This is a genomic window from Pyxidicoccus xibeiensis (assembly GCF_024198175.1).
GTDB lineage: Bacteria > Myxococcota > Myxococcia > Myxococcales > Myxococcaceae > Myxococcus > Myxococcus xibeiensis.
The window spans coordinates 29,655-53,152 of sequence record NZ_JAJVKV010000003.1; the positions used below are offsets into that span (position 1 = coordinate 29,655).

The 23,498-nt window shown below is 71.3% G+C and carries 15 protein-coding genes; 4 read left to right on the top strand and 11 right to left on the bottom strand.

Features of this window, described 5'->3' with window-relative positions:
- Positions 1 to 13: 13 nt before the first annotated feature.
- Entirely contained in the window at positions 14 to 913 is a 900-nt protein-coding gene (locus LXT23_RS12865) for a transporter (protein WP_253980458.1), read from the bottom strand.
- Between the two features lie 198 nt (positions 914 to 1,111).
- Here LXT23_RS12865 and LXT23_RS12870 point away from each other — a divergent pair, with 198 nt between their 5' ends.
- A complete protein-coding gene (locus tag LXT23_RS12870) occupies positions 1,112 to 3,262 on the top strand; it encodes a S8 family peptidase (protein WP_253980459.1) in 2,151 nt (716 codons plus the stop codon).
- Positions 3,263 to 3,266: 4 nt separating this feature from the next.
- Here the strand turns inward: LXT23_RS12870 and LXT23_RS12875 are convergent, their stop codons facing one another.
- From LXT23_RS12875 to rfbB, 8 genes are all read right to left on the bottom strand, one after another.
- On the bottom strand, positions 3,267 to 4,067 hold the full coding sequence (locus tag LXT23_RS12875; protein WP_253980460.1) for a hypothetical protein: 801 nt from the start codon (positions 4,065 to 4,067) through the stop codon (positions 3,267 to 3,269).
- An 87-nt stretch (positions 4,068 to 4,154) separates the two neighbouring features.
- Positions 4,155 to 6,167 (bottom strand): c-type cytochrome, encoded by a 2,013-nt coding sequence (locus tag LXT23_RS12880; RefSeq protein WP_253980461.1) that lies wholly within the window; start codon positions 6,165 to 6,167, stop codon positions 4,155 to 4,157.
- A 5-nt stretch (positions 6,168 to 6,172) separates the two neighbouring features.
- A complete protein-coding gene (locus LXT23_RS12885) occupies positions 6,173 to 13,468 on the bottom strand; it encodes a type I polyketide synthase (RefSeq protein WP_253980462.1) in 7,296 nt (2,431 codons plus the stop codon).
- Between the two features lie 171 nt (positions 13,469 to 13,639).
- On the bottom strand, positions 13,640 to 14,899 hold the full coding sequence (locus tag LXT23_RS12890) for an RNA polymerase sigma factor (RefSeq protein WP_253980463.1): 1,260 nt from the start codon (positions 14,897 to 14,899) through the stop codon (positions 13,640 to 13,642).
- A gap of 68 nt (positions 14,900 to 14,967) precedes the next feature.
- Positions 14,968 to 15,516: a dTDP-4-dehydrorhamnose 3,5-epimerase gene (gene rfbC, locus LXT23_RS12895; RefSeq protein WP_253980464.1), complete on the bottom strand. Its 549-nt coding sequence runs from the start codon at positions 15,514 to 15,516 to the stop codon at positions 14,968 to 14,970.
- Positions 15,513 to 16,394, bottom strand: a complete 882-nt coding sequence (gene rfbA / locus LXT23_RS12900) for a glucose-1-phosphate thymidylyltransferase RfbA (RefSeq protein ID WP_253980465.1) — start codon at positions 16,392 to 16,394, stop codon at positions 15,513 to 15,515. Before rfbA ends, rfbC begins: the two co-directional genes overlap by 4 nt.
- Before the next feature lie 104 nt (positions 16,395 to 16,498).
- Positions 16,499 to 17,398 (bottom strand): SDR family oxidoreductase, encoded by a 900-nt coding sequence (locus LXT23_RS12905; RefSeq protein ID WP_253980466.1) that lies wholly within the window; start codon positions 17,396 to 17,398, stop codon positions 16,499 to 16,501.
- A gap of 7 nt (positions 17,399 to 17,405) precedes the next feature.
- Entirely contained in the window at positions 17,406 to 18,434 is a 1,029-nt protein-coding gene (gene rfbB, locus LXT23_RS12910; protein ID WP_253980467.1) for a dTDP-glucose 4,6-dehydratase, read from the bottom strand.
- Positions 18,435 to 18,682: 248 nt separating this feature from the next.
- Between rfbB and LXT23_RS12915 the strand changes: the two genes are divergently transcribed.
- The 3 genes from LXT23_RS12915 (at position 18,683) to LXT23_RS12925 (ending at position 22,466) form a co-directional block, all read left to right on the top strand.
- A complete protein-coding gene (locus tag LXT23_RS12915) occupies positions 18,683 to 19,381 on the top strand; it encodes a glycosyltransferase family 2 protein (RefSeq protein WP_253980468.1) in 699 nt (232 codons plus the stop codon).
- A gap of 5 nt (positions 19,382 to 19,386) precedes the next feature.
- Positions 19,387 to 19,791 (top strand): DUF2304 domain-containing protein, encoded by a 405-nt coding sequence (locus tag LXT23_RS12920; RefSeq protein ID WP_253980469.1) that lies wholly within the window; start codon positions 19,387 to 19,389, stop codon positions 19,789 to 19,791.
- A gap of 155 nt (positions 19,792 to 19,946) precedes the next feature.
- Positions 19,947 to 22,466, top strand: a complete 2,520-nt coding sequence (locus LXT23_RS12925) for a hypothetical protein (RefSeq protein WP_253980470.1) — start codon at positions 19,947 to 19,949, stop codon at positions 22,464 to 22,466.
- Here LXT23_RS12925 and LXT23_RS12930 read toward each other — a convergent pair.
- The gene (locus LXT23_RS12930; protein ID WP_253980471.1) at positions 22,454 to 23,110 is read right to left on the bottom strand and encodes a hypothetical protein; all 657 of its coding nucleotides are present in this window, start codon (positions 23,108 to 23,110) and stop codon (positions 22,454 to 22,456) included. The two genes, LXT23_RS12925 and LXT23_RS12930, sit on opposite strands and share 13 nt — an antisense overlap.
- Positions 23,107 to 23,496, bottom strand: coding sequence for a DMT family transporter (locus tag LXT23_RS12935; RefSeq protein WP_253980472.1), 390 nt, complete (start codon positions 23,494 to 23,496; stop codon positions 23,107 to 23,109). Before LXT23_RS12935 ends, LXT23_RS12930 begins: the two co-directional genes overlap by 4 nt.
- Between the last annotated feature and the right edge of the window lie 2 nt (positions 23,497 to 23,498).

Here is a 23,498-nt window from a genome sequence, read left to right on the forward strand (position 1 = left end):
CGGCGGCCCGCGCTCACTTACGGCGCGACGGAGTCTTGGGCCGCCGCAGGTCCTCTTTCTTCGTAGGCAGCTTGGGGCCGGTGGCGAGGTCGAACTCGTAGGTACCGCCGAGCAGGACGCGGAACTGGTAGATCTCACTCAGGCCCGGCGTCACCGCCACGCCGGCCACGGCCTCCAGCACCAGGCCGGGAAACGCCTCGTGGCGAATCACCGGGATGATCTCCACCTGGGTGGCGTTGTCCCGCCAGACCGGGGTGATGACGTCCTCGAAGTAGTGGCGGCCCACCACCTCGAGCCCCAGCATCGTGAACTTGTCGAGGTTGTAGGTACCGGCCAGCGCGAACTGCACCGCGTCCGGGACGTCGAAGTCGGGCAGCGCGTCCCTGTCTCGCGTGCCCTGGTGCAGGTAGCCGCCATTGAGCATGAAGCGCAGGTCCTTGGTCGCCCGGAACTCACCGACGAGCGTGCCCTCCCAGTCCCAGGTGCCATCCGACAGGCTGGGGATGATGCCGTCCTCGTCGCTGGGCCCCGTGGGCAGCGTCACGCGCCCGTAGACGCCGAGCGCCGCCTTCGGCGTGTCGATGAAGGTCCACTGCAGCCCCAGGGGGATGTCTCCGAAGGCAAACTCGAAGTCGTCCTCGCCGGGCAGCCCCAGCGCGAGCACCTCCAGGTAGATGTTCGCCTCCAGGTTGTCGAGGAAGCCGAAGCGCAGGCTGGGGGAGATCTGCTGGTAGGGCTGCGACTCGTCGAAGTCGAGCGAGAAGAAGCCCTGGTAGCGCAGGCCCAGCTCCAGGTTGCCGCTTTTCGTGGTCGCCGCGGTGCGCGTCACCATGGCGCGGTACGGGCGGGCCGCCGCGCTGGACGCCATGAGGCACGTGGTGAGGAGGACGAAGGTGGCCAATCGGGTGTGCATGCCGCGGACCCTAGCCGGTGACGTGACGGCCAAAAACGTGCGCGTTGTCCCACCACGCCCCGCGCCTGCACTTCTGCAACACGAACGGAAACCGGGTGCACGCCGCCAGGAGGTCCACGGCCCGACGTTGCCTCCGACCGGCGTTCCGGTCTGTTCCCCCGCGGCGAATGCGCATCGTGCCCGGCAGGGGGACCACCGATGCGCAGACTTCTCGCCGTGGGGCTGCTGGCCCTTGCCGCGTGTTCCAGCGGCGACGAGCCGCCGCTCAGGACCGAACCCCAGCAGCAGGCCACCGGGCGGGTGCAGGGACAGCTCACCCCGTTCCAGGGCGCGGGGCAGCAGTCCACGCGCGGACACGTCCTTCCCTCCGGAGGCCCTTCCCTCCAGGAGTGGTCCCGCCTCGTGTCGCGGGCGACGGCGCCAGCCCCCCTGCCTGGTCCACTCGGCGGAGCCAGCGCGGAGGAAGACGCCCTCCCCGGCGAGGTCATCGTCCGCTTCGCCGAGCCCGGCCTCTCCGCCGAGCAGGCCCTCCAGCGGGTGGAGCTGCCCGGCTACCGCGCGGTGCACCGGGGCTACGCGAGCGAGTACCTGCACCTGGTGGCCTTCGAGCCGGAGGGCAGGAGCCACCGGAAGGCCACCCCGGCGATGACGGGCCAGCTGGTGTCGCAGCTCGCGGCCCGGCCCGGCGTGCGCTTCGCGGAGCCGAACCGGCGGGTGCGCTCGCACGCCGTTCCCAACGACTTCGGCTTTCCCTTCCAGTGGCACTACGCCACGCTCAACCTCCCTGCTGCCTGGGACGTGCAGGTGGAAGCCCCGGGCGTGGTGGTGGCCGTGCTCGACACGGGCATCGTGTTCCACCCCGACCTCGCCGCGCGGGTGCTGCCCGGCATCGACATGGTCTCCGACCTGGCCAACTCGGGAGACGGGGATGGCCGCGACGGCGACCCGACGGACCCGGGCGGCGACCTGCCCGGAGGAGGCTCGTCCTGGCATGGCACGCACGTGGCGGGCACCATCGGCGCGCTGTCGAACAACGGCGCGGGCGTGGCGGGCGTGTCGTGGGCGTCGCAAATCCTGCCCGTGCGCGTCCTGGGCCAGCAGGGCGCCTCCAGCTTCGACCTCGCGGCGGCCATGTACTGGGCCGCGGGCGGCAGCATCCCGGGGTTGCCACCCAACCCCACGCCGGCCCGGGTCATCAACCTGAGCCTCGGCGGAAGCGCCCCTCCGCAGCAGGCCTACCAGGAGGTCATTGACGACCGGGTGAACGCCGCGGGGGCCATCTTCGTCATCGCCGCGGGCAACGAGTCCCTGGACGCGACGGGCGTCTCTCCCTGCAACCAGCAGAATGTGCTCTGCGTGGGCTCCACGACGCTGGTGGGCCGGCGCAGCGGCTTCTCCAACTTCGGCGCCCCCGTGGACGTGATGGCGCCCGGAGGCGAGCTGCGCCAGGACTTCAACGGGGACGGGTACCCGGACGGCGTGCTGTCCACCGCGCTCGACGCAGCGGGCCTGCCGGCCTACCTCTTCTATGAAGGCACCAGCATGGCCGCGCCCCATGTCGCGGGCGTGCTGGCATTGATGCTCGCGCTGAGGCCGGAGCTGGTGTCCGCGGAGGCCGAGCGCATCCTGAAGGAGACCGCCATCCCCTCCAGCCAGTGTCCCGAGGGCTGTGGCGCGGGGCTCGTCAATGCCCAGGCCGCGCTGCGGGCGCTGCAGGGGGTGCCCGTCCTGGAGCCGCCACGGCTCACGGTGAACACGCCGCGCCTCTTCTTCGCCGGAGACGGCACGCTCCCGCTGCTCCTCTTCAACGAGGGCGGCGGTGAGCTGGTGGTGACGGCCAGCGCGGATGGACTGCCGCCCGGCCTGGTGACCTTCCCGGCTGGGGCCACGGTGTCCGTGCCCACGCTCGGCGCCCGGCCGCTGCAGATAGCGGTGACCACCGCGGGACTGGAGCCGGGGGACTACCTGGCGACCATCACCCTCACCAGCGCGAGCGGTACCGTCCCGGTGGAGCTGCTGCTGCGGGTGGGCGTGCCCTCCGCGAGGGATGCGCTCGTCGCCTTCGTCTACCTGGATGAGCAGGGCAACTGGCAGACGGCCCCGGAGCTGGCCACCGTCGCCCTGGCGGCGAACGGCTACCGGTATGCCATTGATTTGCCGCCCAGGGTCTACTTCGCGACGGCGGCCATCGACGACAACCAGAACGGCGTGTACTTCGAGGACGGCGAGCGCATCGGCTTCTGGCGCAACACCGACAGCGTGGAGCCCATCGAGGTCCGGGCGGGCGAGGTCGTGGACCGCATCGACTTCGACCTCATCCCCTACATCCCCGTGGAGACCGCGCCGTAGCGGCTCACCTCACCGTGGCATGGAAGGGACGGGAGAAGCGGGACCGTCCCTCGCAGGCCGCCGGCCCCTCGCAGGTGAGCACGGGGATTCGCGACCGTCCCTCCAGTTGGGCCAGCACCTCGTCGGCGCGCAGCCAGGCCGGCAGGGGCACCTCGAACTTCAGGTCCTGCGACAGCACGTGCTCGGCGTGCTCGAAGTAGAGCGGGAAGCCCCACCGCTCGCGCAGCGTGAAGGCGGCCGCGGGAGCGCCGTCCCCCTCCTCCTCGAAGAAGTCCGTCGCGGGAGACCAGTCGTACGTCAGCGTCGAGCCGGCGGAGAGCTGGGTCGGGTACTCCCGGGTCTCCAGGCGGGACAGGCCATGGTACTGGGCGAGGTTCTGGAGCGTGGCGCGAAACACGTCCCGCCCGTCGCTCAGCTCCACGAGGTCCTCTCCCGAGGCGGGTCTCGTGATGGTCGACACGTCGCTCATGTCGAGCACGAAGGCCGGCAATTCACACGTGCCCTCCGTCTGCGCGCTGGGAACGAGCGTCATCTCATGCCCGTTCAGGGTGGCGCGAACGTCGGGCGCGAAGGTGGGGCAGTCAGCAGGGGCGCCCTGGAAGGACACCTTCACCCCGCGGAAGTACCTCCCCTCGCCTTCGTCATCCACGACTTCGAGCTGCCACGTCACGTGCATCGTCGCGGACTTCAGGTCCGCCAGGCGCAGTTCCTGCCGGTCCGGAGCGTCACAGGCCACTGCTCCCAGCGCCAGCGCTCCACTCATGAGCCGCACTGCCAGGCGTCCAAGCTTCTTCAGGCGCACCATGGTCGATTCCTCCCCTGTCCGGAAGCCCGGCCTCTTCCGTGCCCGGGATGTTGAAGCAAGTCACCGCCCCTGTCACGTCGGCTCCGCTCAGTCATGACAGCCAGGCGGCTGATTCACCGGCCGCAGGAACACCGAATAGCTGCCACAGTCGTGGGGCGCTGGGGGCTGCGGTGCATTCACCTTCAGGGCCACGGGCGGGAGCATCCGCAGGTAGGCGATGAGCGCGCGGACATCCTCCTCCTCGAGGTTGGAGAACATGTCCCAGGGCATTCCCTGCCAGTGCAGCGGGCGGCCACTGCGAGAGATGCCGCTGCGGATGGCCCGGGCCAGCTCCGCATCCGTCCACTGCCCGAGCCCGTGCTCCGGATGGGACGTGAGGTTGCGCGCGTAGAGCGTCCCGAAGGACGTCCACGAGAACATCGCGCCGCCCTCCCCCCGCTCGCCGTGGCACATGACACATGACGCGATGTTGAACAGGTAGCGGCCCCGCTCCGCCATGGCCCGCGCCTCCGGAGTGCGCGCCTTCGCCGGGTCCACGGGCGGCAGGGCGCCCACGGTGCCTTCGACGGCCTGCTCCGGCGCGACGCCCGCGAGCCCCGGCAGTTGGTGGGCCACCCAGCCGCCATAGACCAGTCCCACCGCCCCGGCCGCGGTGCCCAGCGTCATCGCCCACGCGCGCGCGTCACGGCGCTCGCCGCGCAGCGGCACCAGGAAGCGCAGCAGCGCCAGTCCGCCGATGAGCCACTGGGCCCAGGAGAGGGCCCGCTCCACCGGCGCGGCCGAGGGCAGCCCCGAGGCATCCCCCTCGCCGTAGACCAGCCGGTTCGGGAAGGCCCCCGGCAGCCCGAGGAACACCTTCCGCACCAGCATCTCCAGCACACCGTAGTGGACGACGTCCGGAATCTCCCTGCGGACGGGCGTCAGCGAGCGCAGGTAGCGCGCGAGCGCCCGGGCGTCGTCATCCGTCATCGCGTTGAACAGCGACCACGTCATCGCCCAGATGCTGAGCTGCCGGTCGGGCATCCGGCCCTCCCGGATGATGGCCATCAGCTCGTCCTCCGAGCGGTACCGCACGTCCGTCAGGTTGCGGCTCACCTGCGTGCCGTGAGGATACGCATCGATACGCATGCCACCCGCGAGGCGCAGCGCGTCGGTGTTGTAGACACCGGTGGGGCTCATCGAGGTGTGGCAGAGCTGGCACAGCTGCGCGCGGCTCAGGTAGTCCCCCCGGAGCAGCAGGTCCGGCTCCGTTCCCAGCCCGCGCAGCCTTCCTCCCGGCTCCCAGGGTGCTGGCAGCGCAATGGAGTCCAGCCACGCGACGACGTCCCAGCGCTCCGCGGGCGTCGACGCGTCCGCGTACGAAGGCATGGGCCCCGGCAGCATGCCCGTGGAGAGGCGCAGCCACACCTGCTCCGGCTCACGGCCGCCCTTGAACGTCCAGGGCTGGCGGAGGTCCGGCGCGATGACGACCTGCCCATCCGCGCCGTCGAAGCGCCGCCGCAGTCCACCGTCGGCTCCATGGCACACGCCGCACTGGAGCCGCGCGTACGTGGCCCTGCCCCGCTCCACCACCTCCGGTGTGAAGGACGGAGGCGGAGGCACCTCCAGCTTCGCGGCCGGCGGCACGGCGGCGGTGCCGGACAATTCCTGGACGTAGCGGACCACCGCGCGCAGCTCCTCGTCCGTGAGCACATCCCGGAAGGAGGGCATCGCGCTGTTCGCCAGGCCGTCGCGGACGGTCCGCGTCAGGTCCTCTGTGGAAGCCGGGGCCTCCGCGGGCGTGGACCGCACCTTGAGCTCACCCGTCGTCAAATCCGGGGGCCTCGGGCGCATCGAAGAGGCGGCGGGGCCGCCTCCGCGCCCGTCCTGTCCGTGACAGACGGCGCAGCGCTGCACGAAGACCCGGCGCCCGAGCGGAACGTCGGGCGTCAGGTCCACCCCGGGCGGCCACGCCAGGGCGGCGGAGGGCGCGTGGTGCCAGGTGCTAGCGGGCGCCCGGTAGGCCCGGTGGCCATTCCAGGAGCGCCCCGCATCGAGGCCCAGCCAGAGCAGGGCCGCGAAGAGCAGGAACGCGCCCCGCGAGCGCAGGAGCCCCCGCACGTGGCTCAGCCCACCCGCGCCAGCGGCGGGGCGCCGGAGCCCGCTTCCGGCTCGGAGGCCTTCACGCCCAGGTGGCTGTCCAGGAAGTCACCCATCGTTCCCCACAGGTGCGGCCACGCCGGATGCCGCTGCTCGACATCATGGTCCATGCCGGGAACGAGCTGGAAGGCCGCGGTGAGGCCCTTCGCCTGTGCGGCCTGCTGCAGCCGCAGCGCGTGGTCCACGGCGTTGCGGCCGTCCGCGTCGCCGTGGATGACCAGCAGCGGCGCCCGGACCTGGCCGAGCTGCAGGAGCGGATGGCGCGACTCGTCGGTGAAGTACTGCTCGATCTCCTCCCACGAGTGGCCGTGCTGGCGCAGCGGCGTCGAGTCCGGGCGCAGGCGCCGCTCCTCGTGGACGAAGACCACCGGGTCGTAGAAGCCCATGGACAGCACCGCCGCCTTCCACAGCTCCGGCGTCCGGCAGGCCGCGAGCAACGCGACATAGGCCCCGCGGCTGGTGCCCATCAGCGCCAGGCGCCGCGAGTCGATTTCCGGCAGCGTCCCCAGGTACCGCGCCGCCGCCGAGATGTCGTTCACCTCGTCGCCGCCCAGGTCCGTCAAGGCCATGTACTCCTCACCGTGGCCGGGCGCCCCCCGCTGGTCCACGGTGAAGACCGCGTAGCCCCGGGCCAGCAGCGGAGCGTGCTCGGCGAGCCGCACGTACTGCCCCTCGGCATTCAGGGCGCCCCCCGGGTCCATGGTGTGGACCACCACCGCCGGGTGCGGCCCCGGCCCGGGCGGCAGGCTCAGGTGGCCGTAGAGCGTGAGTCCGTCGGCGCTGGTGAAGGTGTGCTGCACGGGCTTCGGAGCGGCCGAAGCTGCCGCGCCCGCGTCGGGGGCCGCGAGCATCTCCAGCAGTCGCTGGACGACGTCGTGCACGCTGGCGCGCCGCATGAGCATCATCATCGGAATCAGCATTCCGGTGTCGCGCTCCAGCCGGACGGACAGCTCGGAGGCCATCAGCGAGTCCATGCCGTAGTCGCCCAGCGGCGTCGTGTCGTCGATGCGGTCCGGGCTCATCCGCAGCACGGTGGCGAGCTGCTCGGTGAGGCGGGCCCGCACCAGGCTCTCGCGCTCCGGGCCCTCGAGCTCTCTCACGGCCTCCTTCAGGTTCTGGCCCTCGATGGCGCTGATGCCCAGCTCCGAGTCCTTCGGGATGACCAGGGACAGGCGGGGCACCGGCTTGAGCAGCGGGTGCGTGAGCGCCCACCGGGCCCAGTCCGTGTCGGAGACGAAGATGTGCGTGGGCTTCGTCACCAGCGCCTCGCCGAGCACGCCGAGCAGCTCCTTCACGGGCATGGGCTTGTGGCCGACGGACTGGACCAGCGCGCCGATGCGCGCGTCCTTCACGCCGATGCCGACGTCCGCCAGCAGGCCCCAGCCGATGCTGATGCAGGGCAGGCCCTGGCTGCGGCGGACATGGGCCAGCGCGTCGAGAAAGTTGTTCGCGGCCGAGTAGGAACCCGTTCCTGTCTCACCCAGCGTCCCCGCCACCGACGAGAAGAGCACGAAGAAGTCCAGCGGCAGCTCGCGCGTGTGAGTGTGCAGGTGCCACGCGCCCAGCATCTTGGGCGACATGTCCTTGCGCATCTTCTCCGCCGTGGACTCGGCCAGGAACTCACCGCCGAAGCCCGCGGCCGCGTGCATGACGCCCCGGAGCGGGGGCATCGTCCGCCGCGCCTCCTCCAACATCCGCGCGACCTCTGCCTCCACCGACACGTCCACGCGGAGGACCTTCACCGCCGCGCCACGCTGCTCCAGGGCGGCCACCCCCCGCTTCGCCTCGTCCGTGGCCGCGCCGCCGCGGCCCACGAGCAGCAGGTGGCGGGCCCCCTGCTCCACCAGCCACTGCGCCGTCGCGAGGCCGAAGCCCCCCAGGCCGCCGGTGACGAGGTAGGTGCCATCGGGACGGAGCCCCGGGTTGCTGGACGGAGGGACGCGGACCTCCCCCGCGCGCATGCTCACCGTGGCGCGGCCGATGTTCCTCCGCTCCGCCAGGTGACTGAAGGCCTCCGCCACCTGCGACGGCGGGAAGACGGTGACGGGCAGCGGGCGGATGGCGCCCTCATGCCAGGCCCGCGACACCTCGGCCAGCAGCTCCGCCGTGTCCTGGGGGCGGTGCACGAAGAGCGAGTCGACATCCACGCCCAGCAGGGAGAGGTTCCTCGGGTAGGTGTGCGGCGTCAGCTCGAAGCGCTGGTTGCCGAAGTACGTCAGGTCCACGAACCGGCCATGCGGCGCGAGCACCGACAGGCTCCGGCGCAGCCCCTCGCCCACCAGCGTGTTCAGCACGACGTCCACGCCACGCCCCTGGGTGTACTCCAGCACCTCGTCCGCGAAGGACAGCGAGCGCGAGTCCATCACCCGCTTCACGCCCAGCGACTCGAGGAGCGCGCGCTTCTCGGGAGTGCCGGCGGTGGCCAGCACCTCGGCGCCCAGGTGCCGGGCCCAGTGCACCGCCGCGAGGCCCGTGCCCCCGGCGGCCGAGTGGATGAGCACCGTCTCCTTCGCGCGGAGCCGCGCGACATGGGAGAGCGCGTGGATGGCATAGACGAAGGGGCTGATGCCCGTGGCCTCCTCGAAGCCCAGCGCGTCCGGCTTGGGCCACACGTCGATGGCACGGGCGATGACGTGCGAGGCGAGGCACCCCGGCGCCACGGCGATGACGCCGTCCCCCACGCGCACGTTCGTGACGCCCTCGCCCACCGCCGTCACCACGCCGGAGCAGTCCATGCCGAGCTTCCGGCCGAAGAAGCTCCCATCCAGGTCCGTGTCCGACAGCAGGCCCCGCAGCTTGGCGATGTCCTTGAAGTTGAGGCCCGCGGCGCGCACCTCGATTTCCACCTGCCCCGGCCCAGGACGGACACGGGTGGTGCGCTCGAAGGCCAGGCCGGCGAGGTTGCCCCGCTGGGCGGGTGCCTTGAGGATGACGGGCACCTGGTCGAGCGACACGGGCTCCCGGCGGGCCGGGGCGCTCGGGGCGATGCGCTCCAGCCGCACGCCGTAGCGGACGTCTCCGCGGTAGGCGACCTCCGTCTCCTCGTTGCCGTTCACCAGCTCGTTGAGCAGCGCGGGCAGCCGGGCGGAGGCGGCGGGCCGCGACGCGTCCAGGTCCACGCACACGCAGCGGAGCTGCCGGTGCTCGACGTTGGACATCCGCGCCATGGCCCACAGGGGCGCGGCCGCGCCGTGCTCCATGCGCTCGTCACCCACGCGCTGCGAGCCCTCGGTGACCATCCAGAACTGGTGGTTGGCGGCGCTCGAGGTCGCCACCAGTGCCTGGAGCACGGGCAGCAGCCGGCCGCACGCGTCGATGCCGGTGATGCTCGTCGGCCGCGACGGCACCGGGGCCTCCATGGACCACAGGTAGGCCACGTGCAGCGAGCGCCGGTCCGTTGCCAGCTCGCCGATGAGCTCGCGCAGGTCCTCGGACACGTCCGGGCGGACCTGGAAGTGACGCTCGTCCAGGCGGGCCTTCGTCTCGCCCTGCGTCACCAGCGTCGGCGCCCGTCCGGACTCGGTGAGCGCCACGTCGAGCGCCTTCGCGAGCGGAGAGCCATCCGAGAAGAGCACCCACCGCTCCTGCTCGGCGGACGCGGGCCGCTCGGCGGGGAGCAGCGGCTTCGGCTCCCAGGTCAGGTGGTAGAACCAGTCGTCCGTCGTGTTGACCTGCCGCACGGACTTCGGCAGCGCGCGGGCACGGACACCTCGCAGCTCGGCGATGACCTCGCCGGCTTCGTCGAGCATCCAGAGGTCGGCGCAGATCTCGCTCTCCGTCCGCGTGCTGAAGCGCCCGTATGCCCAGAGCCGCGCGGGCGCGGGCCGGGTGACGCGAATCTCGTTGATGCCGACGGGGAGGTACGTCGCCGAAGGGTCGACGTTGTGTCCGCCCTCGGAGATGGTGGTGACGAGCGTCTGGAAGCACGCGTCCAGGAGCGCCGGGTGCAGGACGTAGTGCTCGGCATCCGCGTCGGGCTTCGTGCGCAGCTCGATGCGGGCGAGCGCCTCCCCGTTCGTGTTGCAGGAGATCTCCTGGATGCCCTGGAACCACGGCCCGTACTGGAAGCCGCTGCGCTCCAGCGAGGCATAGACCCAGCCCGCCTCCAGCTTCGTGCGGCACGCGGCCTGGAGCGCCTCCAGCTCGAACCGGGCCCGCTTCGGGGCAATGGCCTGCGGGAGCATCCGGCCCGTCGCGTGGAGCGCCCAGGAGCGCTCGTCATTGCGCTGGTACGAGTGGATGTGGAACATGCCCGTTTCCGGGTCGAAGGAGAGCCGGAGGACGGCGCCCTGCCCCGCGGGAATCACGAGCGCGTTGCGGATGTCCAGCCGCTCCAGCGTGAAGCCCGTGGTGCCGGACACCGCCTTCTGCATCGCCATCGCGGCGTCGACATAGGCGGCGCCCGGGAGGACGACCTCGCCCTGCACCTTGTGGTCTGGCATGAACGGGAGCAGGCCCGTGCCCAGCTCCGCCTCCCACGTCGGCGTGGCGGCCGCCACCTTCCGGCGCAGCAGCGGGTGCCCCGGCGTGCCGAGCCGGTCCTGGAGCGACGCCGCCGACTCCAGCCAGTAGTGCTCGCGCTGCCAGGGGTAGGCCGGGAGCGCGAAGAAGCAGGCGCTCTCCGGGCACTGCCGCGCGAAGTCCACCTTCGCGCCCGCGGCGAAGAGGCGGCCGAGCGAGGTGAAGAGGGTGGTCCGCTCGCGCTTCTCGCGGTGGAGGGACGGCACCGCCTCGCCGGAGCGCTTGCGGCTCTTGAGGCAGGCGCCGAGCGCGGCCGAGAGCACCGGATGGGGGCCCACCTCCACGAAGAGGTGCGAGTCCCCACCCGCCTCCAGAATCTGGCCGACGGCGGCCTCGAACTGGACCGGGTCGCGGACGTTGCGCCACCAGTACCCGGCCTCCAGCTCGTCCCCCCGGACGCGTGTACCGAGCACGGTGGAGTACAGGGGCACCGCCGCCTCGCGCGGGCGCAGGGGGGAAAGCGCCTCGCGCAGCTCCGCCTCCAGCGGGTCCATCTTCGCGCTGTGGTACGGCACGCTCCCCGGCACGAACCGGTGGAACACCTGCCGCTGCTCCAGGATGCGGCCCAGCTCCTCCAGCGCCGCCGTGGCGCCGGACAGCGCGACGGAGGCGGGCGCGTTGATGGCGCCCACGCAGACCTCCGGATGGGACGCGATGAGCGTGGTGGCGTCCGCGGCCGACAGCCCCACGGCCAGCATCCGGCCCTGCCCCGCCGTCTTCGCCTGCTGCCGCGAGCGGTGCTGGCACACGCGCACGGCGTCCTCCAGCGTCAGCGCCCCCGCGCAGTACGCGGCGGCCGCCTCACCGGCGCTGTGGCCGACGATGACGTCCGGCTGCACGCCGAGCTCCCGCCACGTCGCGGCGAGCGACACCTGGAGGAGGAAGTTGGTCGTCTGCGCGACGTACGGGTCCTCCATGCGCGACTCGGCCTCGCCGGCCAGCAGCGAGGCCAGCACGCCGCCCGCGCCCTGCTGCTGGAACTCGCGCTCACACGCCTCGGCCGTGGCGCGGAACGTGGGGTGCGTCTCGTACAGCTCGCGCCCCATGCCCCACCACTGGGGGCCCATGCCCGTGAAGACGAAGACGACCTTGTGGGCCTTGCCCGGCACCGCGCGCCCCGCCGCGACGAGCGCGCTGTCATCGCCGCCGACATAGGCCTCCAGCTTCGCCGTGACTTCGTCCAGTGACTTCACCAGCAGCGCGCCGCGGTGCTCGTGGTGGCTGCGCCGGACCCCGGCCGAGTACGCCAGGTCCGCCAGCGTCAGCCCCTCGGCGTCGCGCCGCTCGCGCACCCACGAGGCCAGGGAGGCTGCATAGGCCCGCAGCGCCTCCGGCTTCCTCGCGGAGAGGGGGATGAGCCACTCCGACGGCGCCGCGTCCCCGGCGGTGTGCGGCGCTCCCGTCGGAGCCCCCTCCAGCACCACGTGGGCATTGGTGCCGCCGTAGCCGAAGGAGTTCACGGATGCGAGCAGCGGCCCCTGCGTCGCGGGCCACGACTCCAGCGCCTTCGGGACGCGGATGTTGAACTTCTCGAAGGGGATGTGTGGCGAAGGGTTGTGGAGGTGCAGGTGCGGCGGAATCTGGCGGTGCTTGAGGGCCAGCGCCGCCTTGATGAGCCCGCCGACGCCGGCGGCCCCCTCCATGTGGCCCAGGTTCGTCTTCACCGAGCCGACGATGCACGGCGAGCCCGCCTCACGGCCCTCGCTCACCACCGTGGCGATGGCGCTGGCCTCGGTCTTGTCGCCCACGGGCGTGCCCGTGCCGTGCGCCTCGACATACTGCACCGCGCGCGGCGTGATTCCCGCGCGCGAGTAGGCCTCGCGCAGCAGCGCCTCCTGCGCGTCCTGGTTGGGCTGGGTGATGCCATTGGAGCGCCCGTCCTGGTTGACGGCGCTGCCACGGATGAGCGCGTAGACGCGGTCCTTGTCCCGGAGCGCGGCGGACAGCGGCTTGAGGATGACCACGCCCGCGCCCTCGCTGCGCACATAGCCGTTGGCGCTCGCGTCGAAGGCCTTGCACCGCCCGTCCGGCGAGAGGAAGCCCGCCTTGGTGAGGGCGATGGGCACCGAGGGGTTCAGCATCACGTTCACCCCGGCGACCAGCGCCTGGGAGCACTCGCCATTCCAGATGGCGTTGCAGGCGTAGTGCGTGGCGACGAGCGACGAGGAACACGCGGTGTCCACGCTGATGCAGGGACCGCGAAGGTCGAACACGTAGGAGAGCCGCGCGGACAGCATGGTGAGGGACGCGCCCACGCTCGTGTGCTGGCCGATGAGGTCCCGGTTCAGGTACCCCATCTGCACGCTGGCGCTGTCCTGCATGAAGCCACCGGCGAACACGCCCGTGTCTCCGCCCGCCAGCTTCTCGGGGACGATGCCCGCGTCCTCGAAGGCCTCCCAGGTGACCTCCAGCAGCAGGCGCTGCTGCGGGTCCAGACATGCGGCCTCTCGCGGTGAGATTCCGAAGAACGCCGCGTCGAAGAGCTGGATGCGCTGCTGCACGTAGCCGCCCAGCCGCACCGCCGTCTTCCCCGGCGTGCGCGGGTCCGGGTCATAGAAGTTCGTCGGAGACCAGCGGTCCGAAGGCACCTCGCCAATCGCATCGAAGCCTTCGCAGAGCAGCTTCCAGAACGCCTCCCCGCTGTGCGCCCCTCCCGGGAAGCGACACCCGATTCCAACAATGGCAACGGGCTCTCGGGAAGAACCGCCAGGGATGTAGTTCTCGACGTTCGTCGTATTCATCGCCGCTCCAGAAGATGCTGTAAAATTAGCGTATTCTGGAAATTACTGTCCAAAGCCTCCCGGGGAACCGGCTGACGGCAAGGCGTGCGGACGGGCTCACCCCCCGCAAAGACAGACGTGGCGCGGTGCGACAAGGACTGTGGGACTCTTGCAACCCGGTGACTTGTACTCTCAATGCGCCATGGCGCGGGCGCACGCCGCGGCGCGCTCCTGGAGCAGCTCGCGCTCCCGGGCATTCCGAGTGAGCGAGGCCGCGCGCTCGAACTCGGTGCGGGCCTCCTCGAAGCGGCCCAGCTTCTGGAGGAAGTCGCCGCGCACGCTCGGCAGCAGGTGGTAGCTGCGGAGCGACGGCTCCGAGGTGAGCGCCTCCACCAGCGCGAGCCCCTCGGCGGGGCCGAAGGCCATCGTCACGGCGACCGCGCGGTTCAGCTCCACGACGGGTGAGGGGATGACGCGGGCCAGCACCGCGTAGAGCGCGGCGATACGGGCCCAGTCCGTCTCGTCCGCGGTCCGTGCCCGCGCGTGGCACGCGGCGATGGCCGCCTGCAGCGCGTAGGGGCCCTGCGCGCCGCCGAGCGCCTCCGCGCGCGCGAGCGCCGTGAGGCCCCGGCGGATGAGGAGCTGGTCCCAGAGCGCGCGGTTCTGCTCGAGCAGCAGCACCGGCTCTCCGGACGGCCCCACCCGCGCCCGGGAGCGCGACGCCTGGATTTCCATCAGCGCGACGAGGCCATGGACCTCGGGCTCCCCCGGGGCGAGCTCGGCCAGGATGCGGCCCAGCCGCAGCGCGTCCGCGCAGAGCTCCGGCCGCATCCAGTCGTCACCGGCGGTGGCCGAGTAGCCCTCGTTGAAGACGAGGTAGATGACCTCCAGCACCGAGGCCAGCCGGGCGGCCAGCTCCTCGCCCCTTGGGACTTCGAAGGCGACCTTCTCCTCGGCGAGCGTGCGCTTGGCCCGGACGATGCGCTGCGCCACGGTGGGCGCCGGGACGAGGAACGCGCGCGCAATCTCCTCGGTCGTCAGGCCGCCGAGCAGACGCAGCGTGAGCGCCACGCGCCCCTCCGTCGACAGCACCGGATGGCAGGAGATGAACATGAGCCGCAGCAGGTCGTCGCCCACGGTGTCGTCGAGCGCGGCGTCGAGGTCCTTCACCGACGCGTCCTGCTGCTCCTCGAGCTCGTGGCCCAGCTCCTCGTGCTTGCGCGCGAGCAGGTGACCCCGGCGCATCACGTCGATGGCCCGGCGCTTCGCGGTGGCCATCAGCCAGGCGCCCGGGTTGTCCGGGACGCCCGACTGCGGCCACTTCTCCAGCGCGGCGACGAGTGCGTCCTGCGCGAGCTCCTCGGCGAGGCTGACGTCTCGCACCATCCGCACGAGCCCCGCGATGAGCCTGGCGGACTCAATCCGCCAGACCGCGTCGATTTCGCGATGCATCCCCGTAGCCGTCACGGGGCGGGACTAGAGCAGCTTCCTCCGTCGATGCAACGGTTCCGTGGGGCGGGCTACGGATACGCCGGCAACACCGGCGCGTCCTTGAGCCGCGAGGCCTTCGCGTCCTTGCCGGACAGCAGCGGCTCCTTCACCGGCCACGGAATGGCCAGGTCGGGGTCGTTCCAGAGGATGCCGCGCTCCGTCTCCGGCGAGTACAGCGCGGTGCACTTGTAGTGGAAGTCCGCGGACTCGCTCACCACGCAGAAGCCGTGCGCGAAGCCCGGCGGCACCCAGAGCTGGCGGCGGTTCTCCACGGACAGCTCCACGCCCACCCACCGGCCGAACGTGGGCGAGCCCTTCCGGATGTCCACCGCCACGTCGTACACCGCGCCCGCCAGCACCTGCACCAGCTTGCCCTGCGCCTGCGGCTCCTGGAAGTGCAGCCCGCGCAGCGTGCCCCGCGCCGAGCGCGAGTAGTTGTCCTGCACGAAGGGCCCGGAGATGCCGGCGTCCGCGTAGCGCTTCTCGTGGAACATCTCCATGAAGAAGCCGCGGTCGTCGCCGAACACCTTCGGCTCCAGGATGAGGACGCCCGGAAGCTCCGTCGCGATGACCTTCATGACACCGCGCCCCGGTTCGCGACGAGGTCCAGCAGGTACTGGCCGTACTCGTTCTTGCGCATCGGCTCCGCCAGCGCCGCCAGCTGCTTCTCGTCGATGTAGCCCATGCGGAAGGCAATCTCCTCCGGGCACGCCACCTTGAGGCCCTGCCGGCGCTCGATGATCTCGATGTAGTTGGACGCCTGCACCAGCGACTCGTGCGTGCCGGTGTCCAGCCACGCGTAGCCGCGCCCCATCAGCTCCACGTTGAGCTGCCCGCGGCGCAGGTACTCGGCATTCACGTCGGTGATTTCGTACTCACCGCGCCGGCCCGGCTTGAGGTTGGCGGCGATGTCCACCACCTGGTTGTCGTAGAAGTACAGGCCGGTGACGGCGTAGTGGGACTTCGGCTGCGCGGGCTTCTCTTCGATGGAGATGGCGCGCTTGTCCGCGTCCAGCTCCACCACGCCGTAGCGCTCCGGGTCCTTCACGTAGTAGCCGAACACGGTGGCGCCCTTGTCCCGGCGCGCCGCCCGCTGCGTCAGCTCGCTCATGCCGTGGCCGTAGAAGATGTTGTCGCCGAGGATGAGCGACACCGGGTCCTTCCCCACGAACTCGCGGCCGATGACGAACGCCTGGGCCAGCCCCTCGGGGCGCGGCTGCTCGGCGTACTCGAAGCGCACGCCCCACTGGTCGCCGTTGCCCAAGAGCTCCCGGAAGCGCGGCAGGTCCTGCGGCGTGGAGATGATGAGCAGCTCCCGGATGCCCGCCAGCATCAGCGTCGTCACGGGGTAGTAGATCATCGGCTTGTCATAGACGGGCAGCAGCTGCTTGCTGACGACGCGCGTCAGCGGGTACAGCCGCGTGCCAGAGCCACCGGCGAGGACGATTCCCTTCATACGTACACCTCGTGTCATGCCTCCGCGTCCCGGCCGGGCCTTCCGGCCGTGGGCCCACCGGACTCGCGGAGGATGCGCGGCCCCTGGGGGCCACGCGGGAAATGTCAGGCGCCCTGCGCGGCCTTCCAGGCCGCGTGGAAGCGCGCCAGCGATTCGGCCAGCTCCAGCGGCCTGGCGGCCAGCTGGGTGCGCACCTTGTCCGTCTTCAGGCCGCTCTTCAGCGGCCGGGGGCTGGCCAGCTTCAGGTCCGCCATGCGCGTGGGGGTGATGAGCTTCACGTCGAAGCCGAACACCTCGCACAGCGCCCGGCCGAAGCCCACGCGGTCGATGACGGTACCGCCGCAGGTGTTCCACACGCCGCCCAGCCGCCGCTCGCCCAGCTCCACCAGCATGGCGGCCACGCTGTCCGCGAAGCTGGGGGACACCACCTGGTCCTCGAAGAGCTTCACGGGCTGGCCCTTCTCCAGCGAGCCCACCAGCCACGCGCCGAAGTTGGGGCGCCCCGCCGCGGGCCAGCCGTACACCACCGCCGTGCGGGCAATGGCGCAGCCGGGCACGAAGGTGCGCGCGGCCTGCTCGCCCATGTGCTTGGTGAGGGCATAGACGCCGCGCGGGTTGGGCAGCGCCTGCTCGTCATACGGGCCGGCGTCGCCGTCGAAGACGTAGTCCGTGGACACGTGCACCAGGTGCGCCCCGGCCTGGCGCGCGCCCCGGGCCACCGCCGCGGTGGCGGTGACGTTGGCGGCGAAGGCGGCCTCGGGGTCCTTCTCGCACGCGTCCACCTCCGTCATGGAGGCGGGGTGGATGACCACCTCGGGGGCGGCGGACGCCAGCGCGGCGGCCACGTCCGCCTCGCGCGTCAGGTCCACCTCCACGTAGCGGTAAGTCCCGCCGGTGCGGCGCGGGCCGCGGCCCAGGCCCACCACTTCGTGCCCCTGCCGCTCCAGCAGCGCGCAGACGCGGCTGCCGACGAGTCCATTGGAACCGGTGACGAGAAAGCGCATGGCGGGCCTACGCCGCCCGGCCGTGCAGCCGGGTCTTGTATTGGGTGTCGAAGTACTGGCGGTACGCGCCGCTCATCACCCGCTCCCACCAGGAGGGGTGCTCGACGTACCACTTCACCGTGTCCGCCAGGCCCTGCTCGAAGGTGTGCGCGGCCTTCCAGCCCAGCTCCGCGCGGCTCTTCGACGGGTCGATGGCATAGCGCCGGTCATGCCCCGGCCGGTCCGCCACATACTTGATGAGCGACTCCGGCTTGCCCAGCAGGCCGAGGATGCCCTTCACGATTTCGATGTTCTTGCGCTCCGCGCCGCCGCCCAGGTTGTAGACCTCGCCGGCCTTGCCCTTCTCCAGCGCCAGCAGCAGCCCCTGGCAGTGGTCCTCCACGTGGAGCCAGTCGCGCACGTTGGCGCCGTCGCCGTAGACGGGCAGCGGCTTGTCGTGCAGCGCGTTGACCACCATCAGCGGAATCAGCTTCTCGGGGAACTGATAGCGCCCGTAGTTGTTCGAGCAGCGCGTCACCACCACGTCCAGCTTGAAGGTGTGGTGGTAGGCCAGCGCCACCAGGTCGGAGCTCGTCTTGCTGGCCGAGTACGGGCTGGAGGGCTGCAGCGGCGAGGTCTCCGTGAAGGCGCCGGTGGGGCCCAGCGAGCCGTAGACCTCGTCGGTGGAGACCATCAGGAAGCGCTTGATGCCGCGCGCGCGGGACGCCTCCAGCAGCTGCTGGGTGCCCAGCACGTTGGTGGTGATGAAGACCTCGGGACCGAGGATGGAGCGGTCCACGTGGCTCTCGGCGGCCAGGTGCATCACCGCATCGATGGAGTGCACCGCCATCAGGTGCTCCACCAGCTCGCGGTTGCCGATGTCGCCCCGGACGAAGACGTGCTTCGGGTCACCCTCCAGCTCGGAGAGGTTCTCGAGGTTGCCCGCGTACGTGAGCTTGTCGAGGTTGACGATCTTCCAGTCCGGCCGCTCGCGCCGCAGGTACTTCACGAGGTTCGAACCGATGAAACCGCAACCACCTGTCACCAGGACATTCATTGACGTACTCACCACACGGGATTTGGAAGCCGAAATCTGAAAGGCGCCTCCGTATCGGAGCGGGGGGAGGCGCGTCAAGGTAAGGCAACGGCCGCGTAAGCGTTGGACCTACCAGGGTATAGAGGCTACCAGCAGGGTCGCCTCCCGCCGGACAGGCAGGGGGACGACGCGACGCCCTCCTGGAAGGCGCTCGACTTTTCCCCTGTTCCGAAACCGGCTAGAAGGCCCCGCACGTCCAAGGGGAAAGCATGGAAAACCGTCGCGGCCTCATCGTGCTGCTCGCCTACAACGAAGAGGAGTGTATCGGTTCCACCGTGGCGGAGCTGCGTGAAGCCCTGCCGGGGATGGACGTGCTCGTGGTGGATGATGGCTCGGCGGACCAGACGGCCGCGCGCGCCCGGGAGGCGGGAGCACACGTGCTCACCCACCCCTTCAACCTGGGCGTCGCCGCGGGCGAGGCCACCGGGCTGCTCTACGCGTCCCGCCAGGGCTACCAGCGGGTGCTGCGCATGGACGGCGACGGCCAGCACGACCCGGCGTCAGTGCCCATGCTGCTGGAGGCGCTGGACGCGGGGAAGGAGCTGGTCATCGGCAGCCGGTTCGCGGGCGTCACCACGTTCCGCTCCACCTGGCTGCGCCGCTTCGGCAACCAGTTCCTGTCCCGGCTGCTGTCCACGCTCACCCAGCAGCGCATCACCGACCCCACCTCCGGCTTCCGGGGGTTCGGCCCCCGCGCCATCGCCTTCTTCGGGCGCACCCACCCGCATGACTACCCGGAGCCCGAGAGCGTCCTGATGGCCTCGCGGCAGGGCTTCCCCATCACCGAGGTCCCGGCGCGCATGCGCCCGCGCCGCACCGGCACCAGCTCGCTGACGCCCTGGAAGTCGGCCTTCTACATGGCGAAGGTCTCCTTCGCATTGCTCATGGAGCGGGTGCGCCCGGTCTGAATCCCATGTTCCGCTCGAGTCTTGTCGGTGTGGCCTTCGCGGCCCTCTTCGCGCTCGCCGTGCTGCTGTCCGCCCGGACGCGGCGCACCAACGAGCGCCATACCTTCGCCTGGCTGATGGTGGCCGCCGCCGTCGCGGGCCTGTCCCTGTGGCGCGACGGCGTGGACGCGCTCGCCCGGGCGATGGGCATCTACTACCCGCCCTCCGCCCTCTTCTTCCTCGCGTGCACGGCCCTCATGTGGCTGGTGTACCGGCTGAGCCTGCAGGTGGCCGAGCAGCGCAAGCAGCTCACGCGCCTGGCGCAGGAGGTGGCCATCCTCGCCGCCGCGGAGCAGGTCCGCAGCGGCAAGCCCCGGACCGAGTCCGAGCGGGCTCCCGCCACGTCCCCGCAAGACACGTACGCTGCCTGACATTCCGCCCCGCGGTCCTGACGGGCAGCGCGTCGCTCCGGGCGTCCCTCACGACCAGGGGCACCGCATGACCTCGTATGATGTTCATGCGAGACTTCCAGCTGGATGGAGACGGAATTGGCGGGCCGGTCCGAAGCTCCACTTCGGCTGGCCACATGCGTACATCCGCTTTCCGAATCGTTCTCTCCGTCGCACTGCTGGGCCTCTCGGCCTGTGACGAGGACCCCACTCCCTCACTGAGCCGCATCACCGCGCCCGGGGGCTTCCATGCCGACCGCGTCGTCCCGCTGCGCCTGGAGGGCCGGGACTTCGACGCCGAGGCATCCTCGAACCTCGCCCTGCTGGTCGCGGCGGACGGCTCCACCCGCGCGCTGCTGGAGGTCACCTACGTCTCCGGCACGCAGCTGTCCGCCGTGTTTCCCCCGGACACACCCGAGGGGACGTATGACGTGGTGCTCTCCTCCGACGGCCACCGCTCCGAGCTGAAGGCCGGCCTGGAGGTGTCCTATCCGGACCTGGGCGTCCTCGTCGCGGAGCCCGCCACGGCCTGGGAGCTGCGCGAGCAGGTGGTGACGCTGCGCGTGCCGGACAGCGCCGAGGGCGCGTTCTCCTCGGTCCCCCGGGTGGTGCTGCTCGCGCCGCGCCGCAACGAGCCGGGCCGCGCCGTGGAAGTGCCCCTGCGCGTGCTGCGCGTGCAGAACCAGGAGGTCGTCGTCGCGGTGCCGGGCTGCACCGCCCCATGCGAGGACGCGCTGGTGCCCGGCGGCCCGTACCCGGTGCGCGTGGAGGACCCGCTGGGCTTCGGCGCGCTGGAGGGGACGGCCCTGACCATGCGGGCCGGCGGGCCTCCCGCCATCACGAGCGTGACGCCGGCGGAGGTGACGCGCGAGCAGATCGCCGCGGGCCTGACGCTCACCGTGGAGGGGCGTGACTTCACGACGGACGACACCGTCCGGCTCCGCGCATCCGAGCCAGGGACGCCCCCCGAGTGGAGCTGCGCCCTCGAGACGACGCGCCTCTCCGAGACGCGGCTGGTGGCGACGCTGCCTCCGAACCCCACCGGCGACTGTGCGCTGACGCTCGACTTCTACCTGGTCCGCGTGGAGCGCACGGGCACGTCTGATGCCGCGAGCTTCTCCGGGCTGACCGTCCACGGAGCCCTGAACTCCGTGCGCATCTCCGGAGGCATCATCTGGAGTGACCTCCACAGAGCGGACAGGTACGCAGCCGTCGTGGCGACCGACGACCAGGGCCACCCGTACCTCTACACCCTGGGCGGTGACTCCGACTTTGCCACCCCGAATGACCTCACGGCGACGGACGTGGTGCGAGTCGTGGGAATCTCCTCCACCCATGAGCCCCAGTCCCTGGGGAAATGCAGGCGTCAGGGGCCCACCTACGTTTGCGAGACCCCGCACCTGGGTCGCTCGCCGCTGCCGGTCGCACGCCATGGAGCGACGGCCATCGCCCGGCTCGTCCCGGGAGACACCTCTTACATCTACGTGATGGGAGGTACCGACAGCCAGGGCAAGGCCCTGAGCGACGTTGCCCGGGCCCACGTCCTGCGCACCGCGGACGCTCCCCGGGTCCAGGGACTGCTCGCGCGCTACGGGGGTGGAGGCACGCTGTCCGCGGGAACGCTCCGCTACCGCGTCTCCGCCCTCTTCCCTGCCGCCCATGCCTCCAACCCTGGCGGCGAATCGCTGGCGTCGCCGGCGCTGTCGGTTTCGCTGGGCGAGGACGGCGGCCAGGTCCGGATGCAGTGGGCCTGCGTGCCCGGCGCCGACCGCTACCGCGTCTACCGTCTCGCGGATGCGCCCAGCGCCAGCGGGCTCCTGGCCGAAATCGACGCACCCGCCTCCTGCGGGACGCAGCCTTCCTCCGGCGTCACCTTCGAGGACACGGGCAGCGCCACCCCGTCAGACGAGCAGCCGTTGATACCGGGGGCCCTCAGCCGCTGGACGAACCTGCCTGGCGTGGCGCTGACGGTGGAGCGCGCCGACGCGGCCGCCCGCCTCGTGGGCGACACCGTCTACGTCGCCGGAGGCGAGTGCACCGGCGGCTCCTCCGCCTGCCCCACCGCCACCCCCCTGTCCTCCGTGGAGAAGGCCTCCTTCGCACCGGGCAGCGGCGAGCTCGGCCCCTTCACCTCCGCGGGCGCCATGCTCCAGCCTCGCGCCCGCTTCTCGCTCGCGCTGGCCGACGCCCGCACCGCTCCGGCCCACATTCCGGACGGCAGCGAGGCGTGGCTGCTCGCCGTGGGCGGTGACGCCGGTGGCACCCTCGTTGCCTCGCCCGTGGTGGAGGTGGCCCGGGCGCATGCGGCCTCCGGCCCGGCCCCCACCCTCTCCTTCTCTCCGGCGGCGTACGCGCTCGCCCCGCGCACCGAGGGCTGGGCCGAGGTGGTGGGCAACCGCCTCGTCTCCATGGGGCACACGGCGGATGACTACGTGCTCGAGGCCAGCCCGGTCTGCAGCCGCGATGGGACCGCGGCGGTCTGCGCGGCCGGGGCTTTTGGTGGAGAGCCCCAACCGCTCGACTCCGACATTCAGCACCGCGAGGTCCAGGGGCGCCGCTACCCCACGGCCGTCCAGTTCCGGGGCTCCGTCTACGAGGTGGGCGGCTACTGGAGGGAAGGCCCTCAATCGCAGGGACTGTTCGTCTACGACTTCTGACGGACGTCGGGCCGCGCGCTTCGTTCCACCGGCAGGGCCCTTCGGGGCCCTCGCCACGCGCGCCAGCAGGCCAGCACGAAGAGCGCCCCGGTGAGCACCCCGTTGAGGCCCAGCACCCACGCGAAGCTGCCCGCGCCCACGGCGACCTCGAAGTAGCCCCGGGCCCTGGCGAGCGGGCGGGTCCAGCTGCGCTCGGAGAGGGGCTGGAAGAGGGGCTGCCCCTCGCGCCCCCAGTACGCGAGCGCGCCGTCGTGGAGGGAGCTGACGACCAGGGCCACCTCGCCACCGTGGACGTCCGGGGGCAGCTTGAGCAACAGGGGCTCGTTGTCCACCACCACCGTCTCACTCGCCTCGCACCGCTCGCCGGCACAGACCTCGAAGCGGACCCGCGGCCGGGTGAGATAGGTCGCCGGATGGATGAGGAGCCCTCCGATGGGCTCGACGCTCTCCGGCAACCTCAGCACGTGGCGCGCACCGGAGGTGAGCGGCCCGATGGGCTCACGGGGCCGCGCGTCGGCCTTCACGGTGACCTTCAGGGGAGCTTCCCGGACATCGCGGGACAGGAGGACGCAGGCGCCCGCCACCGGCAGGGTGAACAACAGGAGGGCCGCGCCACCGAGTGCGAGCCTCGCCGCGTGCGTCACGTCGTCCTCAGGCTCACCAGGTACAGGCCCAGGGTGATGAGGAGGATGCCCCCGAAGTTCACCCAGCTCGTGGGCTCGCGCAGGAACACGCGCCCGATGAAGAAGAGGCTGATGTAGGCCAGCCCGCCCAGCAGGGGCAGCGCACGCGAAAGCTCGAAACGGGACAGCACGTAGACCCAGCTGATGACCCCCAGCCCGCACAGCACCACCCCCGCGATGACATGCACGGAGAGCGCGAGCGGGAGCAGATGGTGGCGCAGGAAGTCCGGCATGGAGGGCGTGGCGCCCGCCAGCCGCAGCATGACGCCCTTCTTGAGCAGGACCTGCCCCGACAGGGAGAGGCCCAGGGTGATGACGAAGTAGAGCAGGATGGAGGCTTGGGGCATGA

What these genes read in the sequence shown, in the direction of transcription:
- LXT23_RS12865 (WP_253980458.1), bottom strand. Translation starts at nt 913, where the DNA reads ATGCACACCCGATTGGCCACCTTCGTCCTCCTCACCACGTGCCTCATG.
- LXT23_RS12870 (WP_253980459.1), top strand. Translation starts at nt 1,112, where the DNA reads ATGCGCAGACTTCTCGCCGTGGGGCTGCTGGCCCTTGCCGCGTGTTCC.
- LXT23_RS12875 (WP_253980460.1), bottom strand. Translation starts at nt 4,067, where the DNA reads ATGGTGCGCCTGAAGAAGCTTGGACGCCTGGCAGTGCGGCTCATGAGT.
- LXT23_RS12885 (WP_253980462.1), bottom strand. Translation starts at nt 13,468, where the DNA reads ATGAATACGACGAACGTCGAGAACTACATCCCTGGCGGTTCTTCCCGA.
- LXT23_RS12890 (WP_253980463.1), bottom strand. Translation starts at nt 14,899, where the DNA reads ATGCATCGCGAAATCGACGCGGTCTGGCGGATTGAGTCCGCCAGGCTC.
- rfbC (WP_253980464.1), bottom strand. Translation starts at nt 15,516, where the DNA reads ATGAAGGTCATCGCGACGGAGCTTCCGGGCGTCCTCATCCTGGAGCCG.
- rfbA (WP_253980465.1), bottom strand. Translation starts at nt 16,394, where the DNA reads ATGAAGGGAATCGTCCTCGCCGGTGGCTCTGGCACGCGGCTGTACCCG.
- LXT23_RS12905 (WP_253980466.1), bottom strand. Translation starts at nt 17,398, where the DNA reads ATGCGCTTTCTCGTCACCGGTTCCAATGGACTCGTCGGCAGCCGCGTC.
- rfbB (WP_253980467.1), bottom strand. Translation starts at nt 18,434, where the DNA reads ATGAATGTCCTGGTGACAGGTGGTTGCGGTTTCATCGGTTCGAACCTC.
- LXT23_RS12915 (WP_253980468.1), top strand. Translation starts at nt 18,683, where the DNA reads ATGGAAAACCGTCGCGGCCTCATCGTGCTGCTCGCCTACAACGAAGAG.
- LXT23_RS12920 (WP_253980469.1), top strand. Translation starts at nt 19,387, where the DNA reads ATGTTCCGCTCGAGTCTTGTCGGTGTGGCCTTCGCGGCCCTCTTCGCG.
- LXT23_RS12925 (WP_253980470.1), top strand. Translation starts at nt 19,947, where the DNA reads ATGCGTACATCCGCTTTCCGAATCGTTCTCTCCGTCGCACTGCTGGGC.
- LXT23_RS12935 (WP_253980472.1), bottom strand. Translation starts at nt 23,496, where the DNA reads ATGCCCCAAGCCTCCATCCTGCTCTACTTCGTCATCACCCTGGGCCTC.